Annotated in this window: 15 protein-coding genes; 6 read left to right on the top strand and 9 right to left on the bottom strand. The window is 70.4% G+C overall.

What is annotated here, in order from left to right:
• Positions 1 to 5: 5 nt before the first annotated feature.
• The 5 genes from ALA01S_RS18040 to ALA01S_RS18020 all read right to left on the bottom strand — a co-directional run bounded on the left by ALA01S_RS18040 (position 6) and on the right by ALA01S_RS18020 (position 5,430).
• Positions 6 to 1,151: an SPM autocatalytic domain-containing protein gene (locus ALA01S_RS18040; protein ID WP_066339061.1), complete on the bottom strand. Its 1,146-nt coding sequence runs from the start codon at positions 1,149 to 1,151 to the stop codon at positions 6 to 8.
• A gap of 156 nt (positions 1,152 to 1,307) precedes the next feature.
• Positions 1,308 to 1,643, bottom strand: a complete 336-nt coding sequence (locus ALA01S_RS18035; protein ID WP_066339059.1) for a BON domain-containing protein — start codon at positions 1,641 to 1,643, stop codon at positions 1,308 to 1,310.
• A 185-nt stretch (positions 1,644 to 1,828) separates the two neighbouring features.
• A complete protein-coding gene (locus tag ALA01S_RS18030) occupies positions 1,829 to 3,127 on the bottom strand; it encodes a glucarate dehydratase family protein (RefSeq protein ID WP_066339056.1) in 1,299 nt (432 codons plus the stop codon).
• A 168-nt stretch (positions 3,128 to 3,295) separates the two neighbouring features.
• Entirely contained in the window at positions 3,296 to 4,270 is a 975-nt protein-coding gene (locus ALA01S_RS18025) for a Bug family tripartite tricarboxylate transporter substrate binding protein (protein WP_066339054.1), read from the bottom strand.
• Between the two features lie 131 nt (positions 4,271 to 4,401).
• Positions 4,402 to 5,430 (bottom strand): LacI family DNA-binding transcriptional regulator, encoded by a 1,029-nt coding sequence (locus tag ALA01S_RS18020; protein WP_066339052.1) that lies wholly within the window; start codon positions 5,428 to 5,430, stop codon positions 4,402 to 4,404.
• Between the two features lie 107 nt (positions 5,431 to 5,537).
• Here ALA01S_RS18020 and ALA01S_RS18015 point away from each other — a divergent pair, with 107 nt between their 5' ends.
• Entirely contained in the window at positions 5,538 to 5,843 is a 306-nt protein-coding gene (locus tag ALA01S_RS18015; RefSeq protein WP_066339050.1) for a hypothetical protein, read from the top strand.
• Between the two features lie 16 nt (positions 5,844 to 5,859).
• Here the strand turns inward: ALA01S_RS18015 and ALA01S_RS18010 are convergent, their stop codons facing one another.
• The gene (locus ALA01S_RS18010; protein WP_066339047.1) at positions 5,860 to 6,450 is read right to left on the bottom strand and encodes an IMPACT family protein; all 591 of its coding nucleotides are present in this window, start codon (positions 6,448 to 6,450) and stop codon (positions 5,860 to 5,862) included.
• Between the two features lie 129 nt (positions 6,451 to 6,579).
• On the opposite strand from ALA01S_RS18010, the gene ALA01S_RS18005 reads away from it, so the two are divergent.
• Positions 6,580 to 6,741, top strand: coding sequence for an oxidoreductase-like domain-containing protein (locus ALA01S_RS18005; protein ID WP_066339084.1), 162 nt, complete (start codon positions 6,580 to 6,582; stop codon positions 6,739 to 6,741).
• Between the two features lie 92 nt (positions 6,742 to 6,833).
• Positions 6,834 to 7,814 (top strand): MBL fold metallo-hydrolase, encoded by a 981-nt coding sequence (locus tag ALA01S_RS18000; protein ID WP_066339044.1) that lies wholly within the window; start codon positions 6,834 to 6,836, stop codon positions 7,812 to 7,814.
• Positions 7,815 to 7,856: 42 nt separating this feature from the next.
• On the opposite strand, the gene ALA01S_RS17995 is transcribed toward ALA01S_RS18000, so the two are convergent.
• On the bottom strand, positions 7,857 to 8,198 hold the full coding sequence (locus ALA01S_RS17995) for a hypothetical protein (RefSeq protein ID WP_066339041.1): 342 nt from the start codon (positions 8,196 to 8,198) through the stop codon (positions 7,857 to 7,859).
• 66 nt (positions 8,199 to 8,264) lie between these two features.
• Positions 8,265 to 9,170, bottom strand: coding sequence for a trypsin-like serine protease (locus ALA01S_RS17990; protein WP_066339032.1), 906 nt, complete (start codon positions 9,168 to 9,170; stop codon positions 8,265 to 8,267).
• Between the two features lie 302 nt (positions 9,171 to 9,472).
• On the opposite strand from ALA01S_RS17990, the gene ALA01S_RS35400 reads away from it, so the two are divergent.
• From ALA01S_RS35400 to ALA01S_RS17975, 3 genes are all read left to right on the top strand, one after another.
• Entirely contained in the window at positions 9,473 to 9,796 is a 324-nt protein-coding gene (locus tag ALA01S_RS35400) for a hypothetical protein (protein ID WP_066339031.1), read from the top strand.
• A 125-nt stretch (positions 9,797 to 9,921) separates the two neighbouring features.
• Positions 9,922 to 10,650 (top strand): carbonic anhydrase, encoded by a 729-nt coding sequence (locus ALA01S_RS17980; RefSeq protein WP_066339029.1) that lies wholly within the window; start codon positions 9,922 to 9,924, stop codon positions 10,648 to 10,650.
• Between the two features lie 34 nt (positions 10,651 to 10,684).
• The gene (locus ALA01S_RS17975) at positions 10,685 to 11,587 is read left to right on the top strand and encodes an alpha/beta hydrolase (protein ID WP_238455845.1); all 903 of its coding nucleotides are present in this window, start codon (positions 10,685 to 10,687) and stop codon (positions 11,585 to 11,587) included.
• 37 nt (positions 11,588 to 11,624) lie between these two features.
• On the opposite strand, the gene ALA01S_RS17970 is transcribed toward ALA01S_RS17975, so the two are convergent.
• Positions 11,625 to 15,692: a ribonucleotide reductase barrel domain-containing protein gene (locus ALA01S_RS17970; protein WP_066339023.1), complete on the bottom strand. Its 4,068-nt coding sequence runs from the start codon at positions 15,690 to 15,692 to the stop codon at positions 11,625 to 11,627.
• Between the last annotated feature and the right edge of the window lie 12 nt (positions 15,693 to 15,704).

Genomic DNA, 15,704 nt, shown 5'->3' with positions numbered 1-15,704 from the left:
ATCCCTCACACCATCAAATCCACCTGCGCCACCGTTCCCGCGCCTTTTCCGTCCTCCTGCAAATAAACCCCCGCCTGGCGCATCACGCCCTGCTCCACGTTATTCGCATCCTTGAATTTGAAAGGCGCAGCCGTGCTTTGCGTGGAAATGGCGCCTATGTTGGCCGCCAATAAACCCTGCAGGTGGTCCTTGCCGGCTCCGTCCTTGGTCCAGAGTTTCAACTGGCTGAAGGCCGGGTCGTTCTCATCCACCCAGCCATTTTTGTCCACGTCCAGTTCAGCCAATTCTGCAAAGCCGTTGCCGGTTTTCGTGCCGAACAGTTCCTTGCCGTCGTTGGCCTTGTTGTCGTTGTTCTTGTCGAAAACCAGGAAGCCGCTGCCCGACTTTACAAAATTGATTTTTTCCTTGCTGCCGTCGCCGTCCAGATCGAAATCGAATTTCGTGTCGGTCAATTCCGGGACTTGGCCGGGATAGGTGATGACCAGCGGGTCTTTGGGCGCCTGGCCGACCTGGAAATGCGTGCTCTCCGAGCTGGAATAGCTGCGCTGCATGTCCAGCGCCACTTGGAAAGATATTTCCTGCCCGTCGGCGGTCTTCACCACGCCCTGGGCTTCGAAATGCATTTGCTCGCTTTCCGTGTGGGTGACGGTCTTGTCGTAGCTCATGCCCACGGCCGTGGCGTTGTCGAGCCGGCGGGCGGCTTGGCCAGCCTGGGCGGTCTGGGCGGTCTGGGCGGTCTGGGCGGCCTCAAGCGGGCGGGCATTGGCCAAGCGTATGAACTCGCCCAGCACCTTCTCCACCACGCTCTTGATCAGCTTCAGGCGCGGCGGCAGGTTGTCCTCGTCCTCCTCGCTGGTGCCTTCCGTCGCGGACGTGCCGGACGCAGGCGCGGTGGACTCGGAGGCCGAGGCCGACAGCGCCGCCTCCTGCAGGGAGGCCCGCGCCTCGGCCTGCGCGGCGGCGCGGCGTCCGGCCTCCGAAATCTCCACCGAGCTGGCTACCACGCCCACGCCGGCACTGGCGTAGTGGCCTTCCAGGCTGAGGGTGCTGCGGCGGTTGCCGTTCCACGCCTGCATCGTCTCCTTCACGTCGGTCTGACGGCTTTCGGCATGCATGGAAGCCATTTGCAGGCTGGAACTGGCGATCTTCATGGCACCCCTCCCAGGGACTTTCGTTGCTTGGAAGTAACGGCCGGTGCCTGGAAATCTTGAGGACTTCCGTTGCGGACGCCCCAACGAAACGGCGCCGTCGATGGCGGCGCCGTCGGGAGAGAGCGGGCCGGCATCGGCCCGCGCGGGGAGCGGAAATCAGCCGGTGATCATGAGCTGGTTGTCCACCGACTTGACGCCCTTGATGTCGCGCGCCATGGCCTCGGCCTTCTGGCGGGCGGCGAAGGTTTTCACCTCTCCGCGCAGGCGCACGAAGCCTTGCGTGGAATCGACGTTGATCTTGAGGGCGCTCAGGTCGCTGTCGGCGGCGTACTTGGCCTTGAGCTCGGTGACGATCTTGGCGTCGTCCACGGCCTCGCCCACGGTGCGGTGCGGGGCGCCGTCGGCGCGGTCGGGGCTGCCGGCCAGGGTGCCGCAGCCGGTCAGGAAGGCGGAAGCGATCAGGGCGGCGGGCAGCAAGTGCTTGGCATTCATGCGGGATGGTCCTCTAGAGGCTTGTTTTGTTCGGCACGGCCGGCCCAACGCACATCACTGGACGCGGGCCGCCGCTGCAAACGTCCACCGCGGCAGCTCATGGGAAACCGGCGCGGCGGGCGCCCGTCTTGGGCAAGCCGCGTGCCGCGTGGGGCGTGGTGCCCCCCTGCCACCGGGCCGGTGGCTCAGAAGCGCGGGCTCTTGCCGCTGAAGTCCGGCTGGTACTTGCGCATCTGCTTGAGGTCGTCGCGGTTGCGCACGCCGCAGCCCAGGTACTGCTCGTGCAGGCGGGCCAGGGCCTCGCGGTCCAGCTCCACGCCCAGGCCCGGCTTGGTCGGCACGGCCACGGCGCCGTCCTTGAAGGCGATGCGGCCGCCGGCAATCACTTCTTCCTCTTGCCACGGGTAGTGCGTGTCGCAGGCGTAGCTGACGTTGGGCACGGCGGCGGCCACGTGGGTCATGGCCATCAGGCTGATGCCCAGGTGCGAGTTGCTGTGCATCGAGAGGCCCAGGTCGAACACCTCGCACATGCGGCCCAGCGCCTGCGTGGCGCGCAGGCCGCCCCAGTAATGGTGGTCGGACAGGATGATCTTCGTCTTGCAGCCCAGCTCCACGTTGCGGCGGAACTCGTCCATGGTCGTCACCACCATGTTGGTCGCCAGCGGGGACTTGCAGTGCCTGGAGAGCTCGGCCATGCCTTCCAGCGTGGGCGTCGGGTCCTCGTAGTACTCCAGCAGCTCGTCCAGCTCCTGCGCGGCCTGGATGCTGGTGGCCAGCGACCAGTTGGCGTTGGGGTCCAGGCGCAGCGGGTGCTTGGGGAAGGCCTCGCGCAGGGCGCGGATGGTGGCGATCTCGTGCGCGGGCTCGAACACGCCGCCTTTGACCTTGATGCTCTTGAAGCCGTAGAGGTCCACCATGCGCTGCGCCTGCGCCACCATCTGCGCGGGGCTGAGGCCCTCGCCCCAAGCGTCCGGCGCGTAAGGCTTGTCCGCGTGCTCGGCGTACTTGAAGAAGAGGTAGGCGCTGTAGGCCACCGAGTCGCGCACGGCGCCGCCGAGCAGGTCCACGATGGGGGCGTTCAGCAGCTGGCCCTGCAGGTCCAGCAGGGCCACTTCCAGCGCGCTGGTGACCTTGGCCGCGTTCTTGGCCGTGTGCGAGCCGGGGGCCAGGGTGAATTCCACCGCGCCGGCATTGAGCGCCGCCGTGGCGGCGGGCTTGAAGGCGGCGCGCACGCGCTGCTCCATCTCGTTCAGATCGAAGGGCGACAGGCCCTCCAGCAGCGGCTTGGCCACGTCCAGCGCGCGCAGCATGGGCTCGTCGCCGTAGGTCTCGCCCAAGCCGACGCGGCCGTCCGTGGTCTCGATTTCCACGATGGCGCGCAGCGCCCAGGGCTCGTGGATGCCGCTGGCGTTGAGCAGCGGGCCGTCGCGGAAGGCGATGGGGGTGACGCGGACGTGGCGGATCAGGTTGTCGCGGTGCTTCATGGGGTGTTCAAAAATGTTGGTTGAGGCCGCTGAAGCCCCGCCGTCACACCCGCGGAAGCGGGTGTCCACGAACACCGGGCGGCATCCCGGCCGGCGTGGATGCCCGCTTTCGCGGGCATGACGAGGCTTTGTTTCAGCGTTGGGCGAAAGGAGCAGCCGGGAGGCGCGTCACTCGGCGCTGGCGCCGGTCTTCTTGACCAGCGCGCCCAGGCGCGGGATGTCGGTGCGCATCAGCGCGGCGAGCTGCTCGGGGCCGCCGCCCACGACTTCCATGCCGAACTGCTGCTCCAGCTTGGTTTTCACTTCCGGCATCTGCAGCACCTTGGCGATTTCGGTCGCCAGGCGCTGGGTGATCTCCTTGGGCGTGCCCTTGGGCGCGTACACGGCCTGCCAGGAAACGAGGTTGAAGCCGGGCATGCCGGCCTCGACCATGGTGGGCACGTCCGGCGCGAGCACGTTGCGCTTCTGCGAGGTCACGGCCAGCACCTTGAGCTTGCCGCCCTTGGCCAGGGGCAGGCCGGCGGTGAGCTGGTCGAAGAGGAAGGGCACGTTGCCGGCCACCACGTCCTGCAGCGCCTGCGGGCTGCCCTTGTAAGGCACGTGCTGCATGGGCACGCCCAAGGTGTCGGCCAGCAGCGCGCCGGTCAGGTGCGTGGAGGTGCCGGCACCGGAAGAGGCATAGGACGCTTCCTTGGGATGGGCCTTGATCCAGGCGACAAGCTCCTGCACGGAGCTCACGCCCAGGCCGGCATTCACCATCAGCGCATTGGGCACGTAGGCGATGAGGCTGATGGGCTCGAAGTCCTTGACCGGGTCGTAGGGCAGGTTCTTGTAGAGCGAGGCGTTGATGGCATGGGTGCTGATGGTCCCGCCGATCAGCGTGTAGCCGTCCGGCGCGGCCTTGACCACGGCCGAGACCCCGATCACGCCGCCCGCGCCGGCCCGGTTGTCCACCACCACGCCCTGCTTGAGCGCGGCCTGCAGGTGCTGCGCCACGGTGCGCGCCACCACGTCGGTGGAGCCGCCCGGGGCGAACGGGACGACCCAGGTGATGGGTTTGCTGGGATAGCCCTGCGCCTGCACGGCACCACAGGCGGCGGCGGCCAGGGTCAGGGCAAGCAGGGTGCGGCGCGTGTACTTCATGGCGGGGCTTTCTGATGCTGCGGCTGCCGGTGGAATCCAAACGGTAGCGCTACCAAATGAAGGCACGATGGTAGCGCTACCGAATTGGATTCGTGCTCGGGTTTACCCCTGCGCAGGGTCTTGAGACAGCCTCAGGTGCTCTCTCGCTGCACCACGCTGAAGCCCACGTCGATCACTTTTTCCCCCACCTCGCGCCCCTCCACGCGCTCCACGATGAAGCGCGCCGCATGCCGGCCTATGGCGGTGCCGTCTATGCGCACGGTGGTCAGGGCCGGGTGCAGGGAGGCGGCGAAGGGCATGTCGCCGAAGCCGGCCAGGGCGAGGTCCTGCGGCACGCGCAAGCCGCGGGACTGCGCCTCGGCCAGGGCGCCCAGGGCCAGCGCGTCGGAGGCGCAGAACACGGCCTGCGTCTGCGGCGCCTGCGCCAGCAGCCGGTGCAGGCCGGCGCGGCCTTCCGGCACGCCCGTGGGCGCGGGCAGCGCCAGCGCGGGCACCTCGCCGCAGCCCAGCGCGCGGGCCCGCTCGACGAAGCCGCGCTGGCGGCGCAGGGCGCGCGCGTCGTCGCCGCCCAGCACGGCCAGGCGCCGGTAGCCGCGCGACACGAGGTGGTCGGCCATGGCGGCGGCGGCGGCCTCGTGCGAGAAGCCCACCAGCATGTCCACGGGCGAGCTCGTGAAATCCCAGGTCTCCACCACCGGCAGGCCGCTGGCCTGCAGGCGCCGGCGCGCCTGGGGCGAGTGCATGACGCCGGTGAGCACCAGCCCGTCGGGGCGGCGGCCCAGGATCTGTTCGAGCAGTTCGTCCTCGCGCGCGCCGTCGTAGCCGCTCTGGCCCAGCATGAGCTGGTAGCCCTTGTCGGCCAGGGCCTCGGTGAGGGCCTGCACCGTCTCCAGGAACACCGGGCCGGCGATGGAGGGAACGACGGCCGCCACCAGCCGGCTGCGCCGCGAGGCCAGGCCGCCGGCCAGCAGGTTGGGCACGTAGCCCGTGCGCTGCACGGCCTCGCGCACGCGCTGCAGCACCTGCGGCGACACCTGCGCGGGCGTGTTCAGGGCGCGCGAGGCGGTGATGGGCGCCACGCCCGCGAGGCGGGCCACGTCGCCCAGGGTGATGCCCCCGCCGCCGCGGCGCTTGCGGGGAGTGCTCGTCGTGTCGTCCATGGCGGGATTGTGCGCCGCGCGCCGCAGCCGATGGCAGCGCTACCACCTCCCCTGCCCCGCCGCACGGCATGGGGCTTGCCGCCCAGGGGGCAACCACAGGAGTTGCCATGATCAAGTCCGACACCATTGCCAACCCGCCCGGCGAGACGCCGCCCAACGGCACGCCGGGGCCCGCGGGCAAGGCCGTGCCCGATACCACGAGCGCCGTGGGCAATACCGCGCAAGGCAGCAGCGGCGCGGGCGACGGCACCACGCAAAGCTCGGACTGGCTGGCCGAGGCCCGTGTAGGCGGCGCTGGCGGCACGGCCGGGGCGCCCGCTGCCGGCGAGCCCAAGGGCCCGCCCATGCGCTCCGGCAGCGGCGGCGCCGACCGCCAGGGGCACACCGAGGAATCGCGGCGCGGGCAGTACTGAGCCCGCGGCCCGCGGGTCAATCGGCCCGCAGCCAGCCCACCTTGCCCTGGCCCATCTCGTTGATGCGGGCGACGAAGGCGGCGGTGCGGTCCTCGGGGCCGCTGAAGCTGAGCTGCACCAGGCTGCCGTGGGCGACTTCGCCCAAGTTGAAGCCGGCGGCCTCGATTTCGCGGCGCAGCAGGCCTTCCAGCGCGTAGGGCACGGTGCAGCGCAGGGCCTGCAGGCGCTGCAGCTGCACCTTCTCGGCCTGCAGCAGGGCTTGGGCGACGCTGTCGGTGTAGGCGCGCACCAGGCCGCCGGCGCCCAGCTTCACGCCGCCGAAGTAGCGCACCACGGTGGCCAGCACGCCTTCGAGCTGTTGCCTGCGCAGCACTTCCAGCATGGGGCGGCCGGCCGTGCCGCCGGGCTCGCCGTCGTCCACCGCGGCGGACTGGCCGCCGGCCAGCAGTGCCCAGCACACGTGCGTGGCCGTGGGGTGCAGCGCGCGCAGCCCGGCCACGCGCACCAGCGCCGCGGCGCGGTCCGGCACGGGCTCGACGCAGCCGATGAAGCGGCTCTTCTGGATCAGCAGTTCGCTGTGGCAGGCGGCGGCAAGGGTGAGCGGCATGGGCGTGATTGTCCGTCCGCGCCGGGGCGGCATTGCCGGGCGTCGGACAATGGCGGCTTGCCTGGAGTAAGTCCCTTGAGCCGCGAACTCTTCACCGACCGCGACACCGCGCGCGCCCTCTTCGCTCACATGCAGCAGCGCGCCGCCGCGCTGGGCGTCACCTTGCCGGCCCCGCCGGAAGAGCCCACCACCTGCTGCGGCCGCGGCTGCAACGGCTGCGTGTGGGACGGCTTCTACGACGCCGCGGGCTACTGGTGGGAAGAGGCGGGCTGGCGGCTGGAAGACGCCTGACAAGCAGGCTTCGCGCTTCGTCAAGGCCCCCGGTTCGCGCGATGGGCGCGGCTATGCTGGCCGTCCCTGCGACTTTCGTTGAGACCTCCACGATGCTGCGTTCCCTGCTGGGCGGCCTGGCCGCCGCCGCTGTCCTCGCCCTGGCCCCGGCCCACGCCGCCGCGCCCCAGATCAAGACCCAGGCGCCCGGCTGGTACCGCATGGTGCTGGGCGACTTCGAGATCACGGCGCTGTCCGACGGCACCACCAACCTGCCGATGGACCAGTTGCTGCACGGCCGCCCGCAGGAGACACGCAAGCGCTTCGACCACGCGCGGCTGCCGCTGCCGGTGGAGTCGTCCTTCAACGGCTACCTGATCAACACCGGTTCCAAGCTGGTGCTGGTGGACACGGGCGCGGCCGGCAATTTCGGCCCCACGCTGGGCAAGCTGCTGGCCAACTTGCGCGCCGCGGGCTACCAGCCGGAGCAGGTGGACGAGGTCTACATCACCCACCTGCACGTGGACCACGTGGGCGGCCTCGTGGCCGACGGCCAGCGCGCCTTTCCCAACGCCGTGGTGCGCGTGGACAAGGCCGACGCCGACTACTGGCTGAGCACGGCCAACATGGAAAAGGCGCCCAAGGACATGAAGGGCTTCTTCCAGGCCGCCATGGCGTCGCTCAAGCCCTACGTGGACGCGGGCAAGTTCCAGCCTTTCGAGGGGCCGACGGACCTGGTGCCCGGCGTGAAGGCCGTGCCGCTGCACGGGCACACGCCGGGGCACAACGGCTTTTTGGTGAGCAGCCAGGGTGAGCAGATGCTGGTGTGGGGCGACACCATGCACGCCGCGGCGGTGCAGATGCCGGATCCGGGCGTGACCATCCTGTTCGACACCGACCCCAAGGCCGCCGCGCCGCAGCGGCGCAAGGTGATGGCCGAGGCCGCGCGCCAGGGCACGTGGATCGCCGGCGCCCACCTCTCCTTCCCCGGCCTGGGCCGGCTGCGCCCGGCGGGCAAGGGCTACGAATGGCAGCCCATCAACTACAGCAGCCTGACGGTGGCGCCGGCCGCCGCGGCCCCAGCGGGGAAGTGATCGCGCCTTGAGCTTGCCCGGCGGCGCCCAACGCCGGCGCCGCTAGCGGATGTGGACCGAGATGACGCGCGGCTTGTTGAAGGCGCAGCCCGAGATGAGCATGCGCGTCTCCTTGCGGTTGAGGAAGGCGCCCAGCAGCATGGTGTGGAACAGGCTGTGGCCGCTGTCGGCGGGGTTGGTGGCGTAGCCGGCGTTGGTGACGCTGCAGAAGTCCGGATTCACCAGCGGCGCGGAGTGGGCGATGGACATGGAGTCCACCGTCCAGCCCCCCTCCAGCGAGGTGACCGAGCCCCAGTCGGTGTAGGCCATCGCCGCCCAAGAGGGCGCGGCCGACACGGCGGCGGCCAGCAGCACGGCGGCTCGGCAGGCAGACAGGCTTGACATGGCAGACGCCTCCTTTTCGGAAATTGGCGGGCCTCTTCAAAACCCGCCCCGGATTTCAATCCATGCCTAATTCAGCAGCAATTCAAAAGCGGCCAACTCAGGCACCGCGCAGCCGGCAGAAACTCCGGCGCAGGGAATGACGCCTTCGCGAATCACGGCCAGGATATTGGCTCGCTTGTCGCGCACGGCGGCGCTGGTGCAGTTTCTGAGGCCGGTGGCCCAGGTCCATACCTGGGGTTTGCCGGCTGCATAGGTCACACCGGAACAAAAGGAATGCACGCCGGCAATGCCGAGGTGGTTGCCGCTGGCGTCCAGCACCCAGTCGGGGCCGCCGCTGTCGCCGCCGGCAATGATCTGGCCGGCGGCATTGGGCGGGTAGGTATAGGCGGCCGCGGAGGCGGTGGTGGGCCGTATGTCGGCGTTGCGGTAGCGGCCATCGGAGACGGCCGGCGTGACCGTGCCGTTGGCCGCCACAGTGGCGAAGGCACTGATGCCGCGCCCGTAGGCGCGCAGCGTCTGCGTGGTGGCCAGCACCGGCGCGTACAGCGCCTGCGTGGGCATGGACCCGAAGTCGCCCGCGCCCAGGAAGAGCAGTGCCAGGTCGCGCGGCGCCGCGCCGTTGGCGTAGCGCACCACGCGCGTGGGCGTGGCCGTGCGCGTCGTCCAGACGGCCGACACGCGCAGGTTGGCCAGCGGGGCCAGCGGGCCGTTGATGCTGCCGTTGGTGGTGACGCAGTGGTCCGCCGTGAGCACCCAGAAGCGGTTGAGCAGCGTGCCGCTGCAGCCGGTGGCCAGCGTGACCAGACCGCGCTGGCGCTGCACGCTTTGCGCCGTGAGCACGCCGCCGATGATGGGTGCCGAGAGGGGGCAATCCGCCCCGGTGGCGCCCGGCGGGCACAAGCCCTGCCCCGCGGCCGGCAGGCTCATGAACAGTCCCCAAGCCAGCCCCGATAAACCGGCGAAACGGCACATGTGTTTTGAAACCATGTTTTCCCCATTACCCGGCAAACAGGCATTCAAAGGCCAAAAAAACCACAGCCCGGCATGCTTGTGAATAGATTTCTGCGGCCCACAAAATATCCTCAAATATATCCACAAGCCAATAGACATAATTTGAATGAGTGGCGGCGTCATGGCTCGCAACGCCTATTTCCCGTATTTACTGGACAAATTGAGGAACCGCTACGGGCCGCGCGGTACGCCGCCTGCCCTCATCCCGCCATGCGCGCGGGCGCGTCCTGCCCGCGCTTGCCTCCTGCCGGAAAGCTATACCCATGTCGGAACTGATTGACGCCCTGCAATGGCCGGCGATGGCGGCCACGCTGGTGGCCTCGTGGATGGTGGCTTCGCAACGCAAGCGCAAGCGCAACCTGGGGTTCTGGCTGTTCATCCTGAGCAACGTGCTGTGGCTGGCCTGGGGCTGGCACGCCAAGGCGTGGGCGCTGATGGCGCTGCAGCTTGGCCTGTTCGGCCTGAACCTGCGCGCGGCGCGCAAGAACGATCCGGAGCAGGAGGCGCCGGACGCGCCCTCCGCCGCCAGGGCTTCTCCCGGGACGAAGCCCGGGCACAGCGCGCAGCCGTCCTCCTCTGCCCGCTGACCCAGGCTTACGCGGCCCGCGCAAGCCGGGGGAATAAACACTTCGGTGCACTGTGGCTTGGCTCGCAGACACCTTTGGGCGCGGCCAGACTTGCCGCCCCCCGAAGGTGCAAAGGAGACAACACGATGAATGCCCCGCTGCTTCGCCCGTCCCGCCGCGGTTTCTTTCACCAGGCCTGCGCCTGCGGCGCCCTGGCCGCCACGGGCGCCTGGCCCCTGTCCGCCTGGGCGGCCGAGGGCGCGCGCACCACGCTGACGGCCCATCAGGCGCTGGCTCGGCTCAAGCAGGGCAACGACGACTTCCTGGCCAACCGGCTGCCGCCTGATCCGCCGGACCACGCGCGGCGCCGCCTGGAGCTGGCGCGCAGCCAGACGCCGTTCGCGGTGCTGGTGGGCTGTTCGGACAGCCGCGTGCCGCCGGAGCTGTTGTTCGGCGCCGGCTTGGGCGAGCTGTTCATCGTCCGCAACGCCGGCAACACGGTGGACACCGTGGCGCTGGGCAGCATCCAGTACGGCGTGAACGTGCTGGGGGCGCCGCTGATCGTGGTGCTGGGCCACGAGCGCTGTGGCGCCGTGGACGCGGCCGTGTCGGTGGTGCAGAAGAACGCGGTGTATCCAGGCAGCATCGGCCAGATGATCGAGCCCATCATTCCGGCCGTGCTCAAGGCGCGCAGCGGCGGCGCCAAGGAGGATGAGCTGCTGGACCAGGCCGTGCGCGAGAACATACGCCGCACGGTGATGCGGCTGCGCGAGTCCGAGCCCTCGCTGATAGAGCCGCAGCGCGCGGGGCACCTGCGCATCGTGGGCGCGCGCTACGACCTGGACGACGGCAAGGTCGACTTCATCGTCGAGTGAGCCGCAGCGCCCGCCTCCCATGGTTGCCCCCGTCGTGGATCCGAGACTGCCGGTGCGCCGGCGCAAGCCCGACAGAAGGGTGGCGCGCGGGATCGCGTGGCTGGCGGGGGTGGTGGCGCTGCTGGTGCTGGTGCGCAGCGTGGTGTTCGTGGCCGTGGAGTACGCGGCCTTCGACACCCCGCCGCCGGGCGCGCTGCGGCCGGACGCGCTGGGCGTGCCCTCGCAGCCCCAGGTGCTGAGCAGCGACGGCCGGCGGCTGCGCGCGAGCTGGGTGCCGGTGGACGACCCGCGCGCGCCGGCGCTGCTGGTGTTGCATGGCGACGGCGAGGAGCTCTCGCAGTGGGCCTCGGTGCAGGCGCGGCTGCATGCAGCGGGCATCGCCTCCTACGTGTTCGACTACAGCGGCTACGGCGCCAGCGAGGGGCGGCCGACGCTGGCGCGGCTGCGCCAGGACACGCTGGAAGCCTGGGCCCGCTTCGTGGCGCTGACGCCGCAGGCGGCGGGCCGCTTCGCGCTGGGCTTTTCCATGGGCTCGGCGGTGCTGCTGGACGCGGCGCCGCTGCTGGAGCCGGCGCCCAAGGGGCTGGTGCTGGGCGCGGGCTTCGCCTCGGCGCGCGAGATGGCGGTGCGCGTGGGCCTGGTGCCGCGTTGGGCGGCGTGGCTGCTGCCGGACCTGTGGAACGGCGAGCGCGGCATCGCGCAGGTGGCGCAGCCGCTGCTGATCGTGCACAGCCGCGCCGACGAGGACGTGCCCGTGGGCGACGCGCTGCGCCTGTGCCAGGCCGCCCGCGCCCCGCGCCAACTGCTACTGCTGGACGGCCTCACCCACGACGCGCCGCTGGAGCCGGCGCAGTCGGCGCCGTTCTGGGACGCGGTGCTGGGATGGGTGAAGCAGGAGGGGCCGGCGCCTTCGCAGGCGGACGGCTGCGAAGGCTGAGGCGGGGCGATCAGGCCGCCTTCACCGGTTCACCGGCTTACCCGCACACCCCCACGTACCCGCAAGCCGTGCAGAAGTCGCAGCCGTCCTTGTGGATGACGGTGGCGTTGCCGCACTCCGGGCAGGGCTTGCCGGCCATGGGGGCGACGCCCTCGCCGGACGCTTGGGCGCGCGTGGGCGCCGGGGCGGCCAGGATGCCCATCTCGCGCGTCGGATAGCCCTCCTCGTCCAGCAGGCCCAGCATGGCGTAGCGGTGGATGATCAGCCGCGCAATGTAGGCCACGGTGCTGGGCCACACCTGCTGGCGGCGCTCGCCGGGCACGGGGGCCATGAAGTGGCCCAAGGGCTCGCCCACGTTGAGCAGCTTGCGCAGCTTCATGCCTATCCAGGCCGGGTCCAGCACGCGCATGTCCAGCGACAGCAGCCGCGCCAGCCCGTCCAGCGCGCGCGGGTAGTTGCCGGCAAAGCCCACGGCGCAGGGCCGCGTGACGGCGCCGCCATCGCCGCCGTCGCGCGCGGCCAGCGTCACTTCCTTGAGCGTGAGCGTGAAGGTTTCGCCGGTGGCGGGGTTGTCCACGTCCACGGCCCAGGCGAGCGTGCCGGAGGTGCCGGTGCGCGGCTCCTCGCGGCTGAACATGGCGTCCAGCACGGGCGTTGGGCCCGCTTCGGCCGCCTCGCCCAGGGCGCCCAACTGCTCGCAGCGCCAGCGGATCACGGCGGCCGTGGCCGCCACCACGCCGGGGAAGAGACGGCGCTCGCCATGCGGCGGGAACGGCATCTCGAAGGCCCGCTCCTCGGCGACGGTGGCCAGGGCGTCCAGCTTGAGCTTGAGCCAGGCCGCGTCGTTGGCGCGCATGTCCATGGACAGCGTCTTGGCCAGCGCCGCCAAGCCGCGCGGCTGCTCGGCGCCGTTGACCCAGACCTCGAAGGGCAGCGTCTTGCCGAAGAGGCCCAGCCCCGGCCCCTCGGCCGGCAGCTCGCCCACGAAGAGCGCGAACTCGCCGTGGGGGTGCTTGATCATGAAGCTCCACGACGGGTTGCCCGCGGGCAGCTCCGGCCGGCCCGGCCAGCGCAGCGAGGCCAGCACGGGCGCGGGCAGCCGCTCCAGGCGCAGGCGCTGGTTCATGCCCGCGTCGCCCAAGAGCGGCTCCGGCTTGGCCGCGGCCGGCGCCGGCGCGCCCACGCTGAGCACGGCGCCCAGCACGTTGTTGGGCCGGTAGGTGGCCAGGCCCTTCAAGCCGGACCGCCAGGCGGTCATGTACAGGCCCTGGAAGTCCTCGTAGGGGTAGTCGGCCGGGACGTTGACGGTCTTGCTGATGGAGGTGTCTATGCACGGCGCCACGGCGGCGACCATGGCGGCGTGGGCCTCGGCGCTCATCTCCAGCGCGGTGACGAAGGCGCGCGGCAGCGGCGTGTCGGCGCCGTGCAGGTGGTGGAAGAGGCGCCAGGCGTGGTCCTCCACCGCGTACTCCTTGAAGCCGCCGTCGGCCATGCGCTTCTTGCGCGTGTAGCTCCAGCTGAAGGGCGGCTCTATGCCGTTGCTGGCGTTGTCGGCGAAGGCCAGGCTGATGGTGCCGGTGGGGGCGATGGACAGCAGGTGCGAGTTGCGCAGGCCGTGGGCGCGGATGCGCTCCTTGAGCGGCGCGGGCAGCCGCGAGGCGAAGCTGCCCTTGCGCAGGTAGAGGTCGGCGTTGAAGAGCGGGAAGGCGCCGCGCTCGCGGGCCAGCTCGACGGAAGCGCCATAGGCCGCGTCGCGCATGACCTCGCTGATGCGCCGTGCCATGGCGCGGGCGGGTTCCTCGTCGTAGCGCAGGTTGAGCATGGCCAGCGCGTCGCCCAGCCCCGTGAAGCCCAGGCCCACGCGGCGCTTGCTGGCGGCCTCCTGGGCCTGCTGCGGCAGCGGCCAGACGGTGACGTCCAGCACGTTGTCCAGCATGCGCGTGGCCACGGCGGACACGTCGGCAAAAGCGGCCTCGTCAAAGCTGGCCTGCGGCGTGAAGGGGTCGCGCACGAAGGGGGTGAGCGAGATGCTGCCCAGGCAGCAGCAGCCGTAGGAGGGAAGCGGCTGTTCGGCGCAGTTGGACACGTACAGCCCGTTGGCATCGAAAGCGTGCACCTGCTCGATGGTGACGTCGTACACCGGCTCCTCGCCGCCCGTCTCCAACGACTCCACCTCCACGACGAAGCGTTCGCGGTTCAGCTCGCGCCGGTAGGCGCCCAAGGAATCTTCCAGGCGGGCGGCCTTGGCGCTGTCCTCGAAGCCGATGCGCTCGGTGAACAGCAGCAGGTTGTCGCCCGTGACGACCAACTCATGCACGGCCTGCTGCGGGTACTCGCGCTGCCCGCCCCGCCCATCCGGCAACAAGGCCAAGCCCGCGGGACGGCGGTTGCGGTACAGCGTGGAAACGATGCCCAACCGCAGCAGCATGCGCTGCACCTTCTCCAGCAGCGCGGCATCGGCCTGCGTCAGGCGCACGCTCACACCCTTGGCCTGATTGCCCTGCACGGAACCGTCGGCGTCGAACAGGCCGCGCAGCACGCCACGGCAGAAGTCGGAGGAGCCGGCCTCCACGGCCGGCGTGATGGTCTTGTGGCCGGGCGACATACCCAGGCCAAAAGCCAAGTCGCGCAGCGCTGTCATGGACAGGCGGAACTCACCCCGGTTGCCCGCCACCGGGCTTTGCCAGCCTTTGAAGTCGGCGCGGTGCGGCAGCCGCATGGCGGCTTCCTGCGCGGCGGCCATGATGCCGCTGGCGCTGTGCGTGGCAGTGCCCGTAGGAGCGCCCACCACCTTCAGCTCCGGCGCCCAGGCCGACAGCACGGCCTTGTCGGCCTTCAGATGCCCATCGCCGATGAGCAGGCCAATCAGGTAGCCCTCGCCTTCGCTGCCCAAGCCGTCCCACCCGGTGGCGGCACGGTGGTCATGCAACAGGATCTGGTCGCCCGGCTTGAGGTCGCCGGCATGCGTCCATTCGCCCTCGACGGTGTAGCGCGTGAGGCGCCGCACGCGTCGCACTGGATGGTCCGCCGTCAGGCGCACCGAAGGCCCTTGGCGCGTGCGCAGGCGCAGCACCGGCTTGGTTCCCGTGGCGAAGAAACCGTTGGACTCGGTGCGGTAGGCCTTGCCATCCACCAGCGCGAGAAAAGGCCGGTCCAGGAGCGAAGCCACCTGCCGCGGCCCATCGACCGTCATTACCCAGGTATCAGCCGTCACGCAAGGATTCGTCGCCGCGATCGTTTCGCAGTACCCCAGGTTGTTGTCGACGTTGATGCGGTCCAGGAAGAGCACGCCGGGTTCGGCGTGGTCGTAGGTGCTGCGCATGATCTGGTCCCACAGCGCGCGCGCGGGCAGCTTGCGGTAGACCCACAGCCCGTCGCCGCGCTGGTAAGCACCCGCCTCGCGCAGCTTCTCGCCCGGGGCGGCGCGGTGCACCAGCTCCACCTCCTGGTCCGCCACCACGGCTTCCATGAAGGCGTCGGTCACGCCCACGGAGATGTTGAAGTTGCGCAGGTCGCCCTGGTCCTTGGCGTGGATGAACGCCTCGATGTCCGGGTGGTCGCAGCGCAGCACGCCCATTTGCGCGCCGCGCCGGCTGCCGGCGCTCTCCACCGTCTCGCAACTGCGGTCGAACACGCGCATGTAGCTCACGGGGCCGGAGGCGTTGCTGCGCGTGCTGGCCACCCAGGCGCCGGCCGGGCGTATGCGCGAGAAGTCGTAGCCCACGCCGCCGCCGCGGCGCATGGTCTCGGCGGCCTCGGTCAGCGCGGTGTAGATGCCGGGAAAGCCGTCCTCGGCCGTGGCGATGGAGTCGCCCACGGGCTGGACGAAGCAGTTGATGAGCGTGGCCGAGAGGTCCGTGCCGGCGGCGGAGTTGATGCGCCCGGCCGGAACGAAGCCGCGGCGCTGCGCGTCCAGGAAGCGCTGCTCCCAGTGCGTGCGCTGCTCCGGCGCCTCCACGGCGGCCAGTGCCCGCGCCACGCGGGTGCGCACCTCGTCCACGCTGCGCTCGCCGTCCTTGGCGTATTTCTCCAGCAGCACTTCCTCGCTGATGGGCTGCGCTGGCAGGTTCTGCACGGTGGTTGGGCCGAGGATGGATTCGCTCATCGGGTACTCCGG

Origin of the sequence: Azohydromonas lata NBRC 102462, from assembly GCF_001571085.1 — a bacterium.
GTDB lineage: Bacteria > Pseudomonadota > Gammaproteobacteria > Burkholderiales > Burkholderiaceae_C > Azohydromonas > Azohydromonas lata.
The sequence above is the reverse complement of the archived record's forward strand: the minus strand, read 5'-3'. Positions and strand labels throughout refer to the sequence as shown.

Bases quoted from the DNA above. Each gene is read 5' to 3' on its own strand.
- ALA01S_RS18010 (WP_066339047.1), bottom strand. From the start codon at position 6,450: ATGCCGCTCACCCTTGCCGCCGCCTGCCACAGCGAACTGCTGATCCAG.
- ALA01S_RS35400 (WP_066339031.1), top strand. From the start codon at position 9,473: ATGTCGGAACTGATTGACGCCCTGCAATGGCCGGCGATGGCGGCCACG.
- ALA01S_RS18015 (WP_066339050.1), top strand. From the start codon at position 5,538: ATGATCAAGTCCGACACCATTGCCAACCCGCCCGGCGAGACGCCGCCC.
- ALA01S_RS18030 (WP_066339056.1), bottom strand. From the start codon at position 3,127: ATGAAGCACCGCGACAACCTGATCCGCCACGTCCGCGTCACCCCCATC.
- ALA01S_RS17990 (WP_066339032.1), bottom strand. From the start codon at position 9,170: ATGTGCCGTTTCGCCGGTTTATCGGGGCTGGCTTGGGGACTGTTCATG.
- ALA01S_RS17980 (WP_066339029.1), top strand. From the start codon at position 9,922: ATGAATGCCCCGCTGCTTCGCCCGTCCCGCCGCGGTTTCTTTCACCAG.
- ALA01S_RS18020 (WP_066339052.1), bottom strand. From the start codon at position 5,430: ATGGACGACACGACGAGCACTCCCCGCAAGCGCCGCGGCGGCGGGGGC.
- ALA01S_RS17970 (WP_066339023.1), bottom strand. From the start codon at position 15,692: ATGAGCGAATCCATCCTCGGCCCAACCACCGTGCAGAACCTGCCAGCG.
- ALA01S_RS18040 (WP_066339061.1), bottom strand. From the start codon at position 1,151: ATGAAGATCGCCAGTTCCAGCCTGCAAATGGCTTCCATGCATGCCGAA.
- ALA01S_RS17995 (WP_066339041.1), bottom strand. From the start codon at position 8,198: ATGTCAAGCCTGTCTGCCTGCCGAGCCGCCGTGCTGCTGGCCGCCGCC.
- ALA01S_RS18025 (WP_066339054.1), bottom strand. From the start codon at position 4,270: ATGAAGTACACGCGCCGCACCCTGCTTGCCCTGACCCTGGCCGCCGCC.
- ALA01S_RS18005 (WP_066339084.1), top strand. From the start codon at position 6,580: ATGCAGCAGCGCGCCGCCGCGCTGGGCGTCACCTTGCCGGCCCCGCCG.
- ALA01S_RS18035 (WP_066339059.1), bottom strand. From the start codon at position 1,643: ATGAATGCCAAGCACTTGCTGCCCGCCGCCCTGATCGCTTCCGCCTTC.
- ALA01S_RS18000 (WP_066339044.1), top strand. From the start codon at position 6,834: ATGCTGCGTTCCCTGCTGGGCGGCCTGGCCGCCGCCGCTGTCCTCGCC.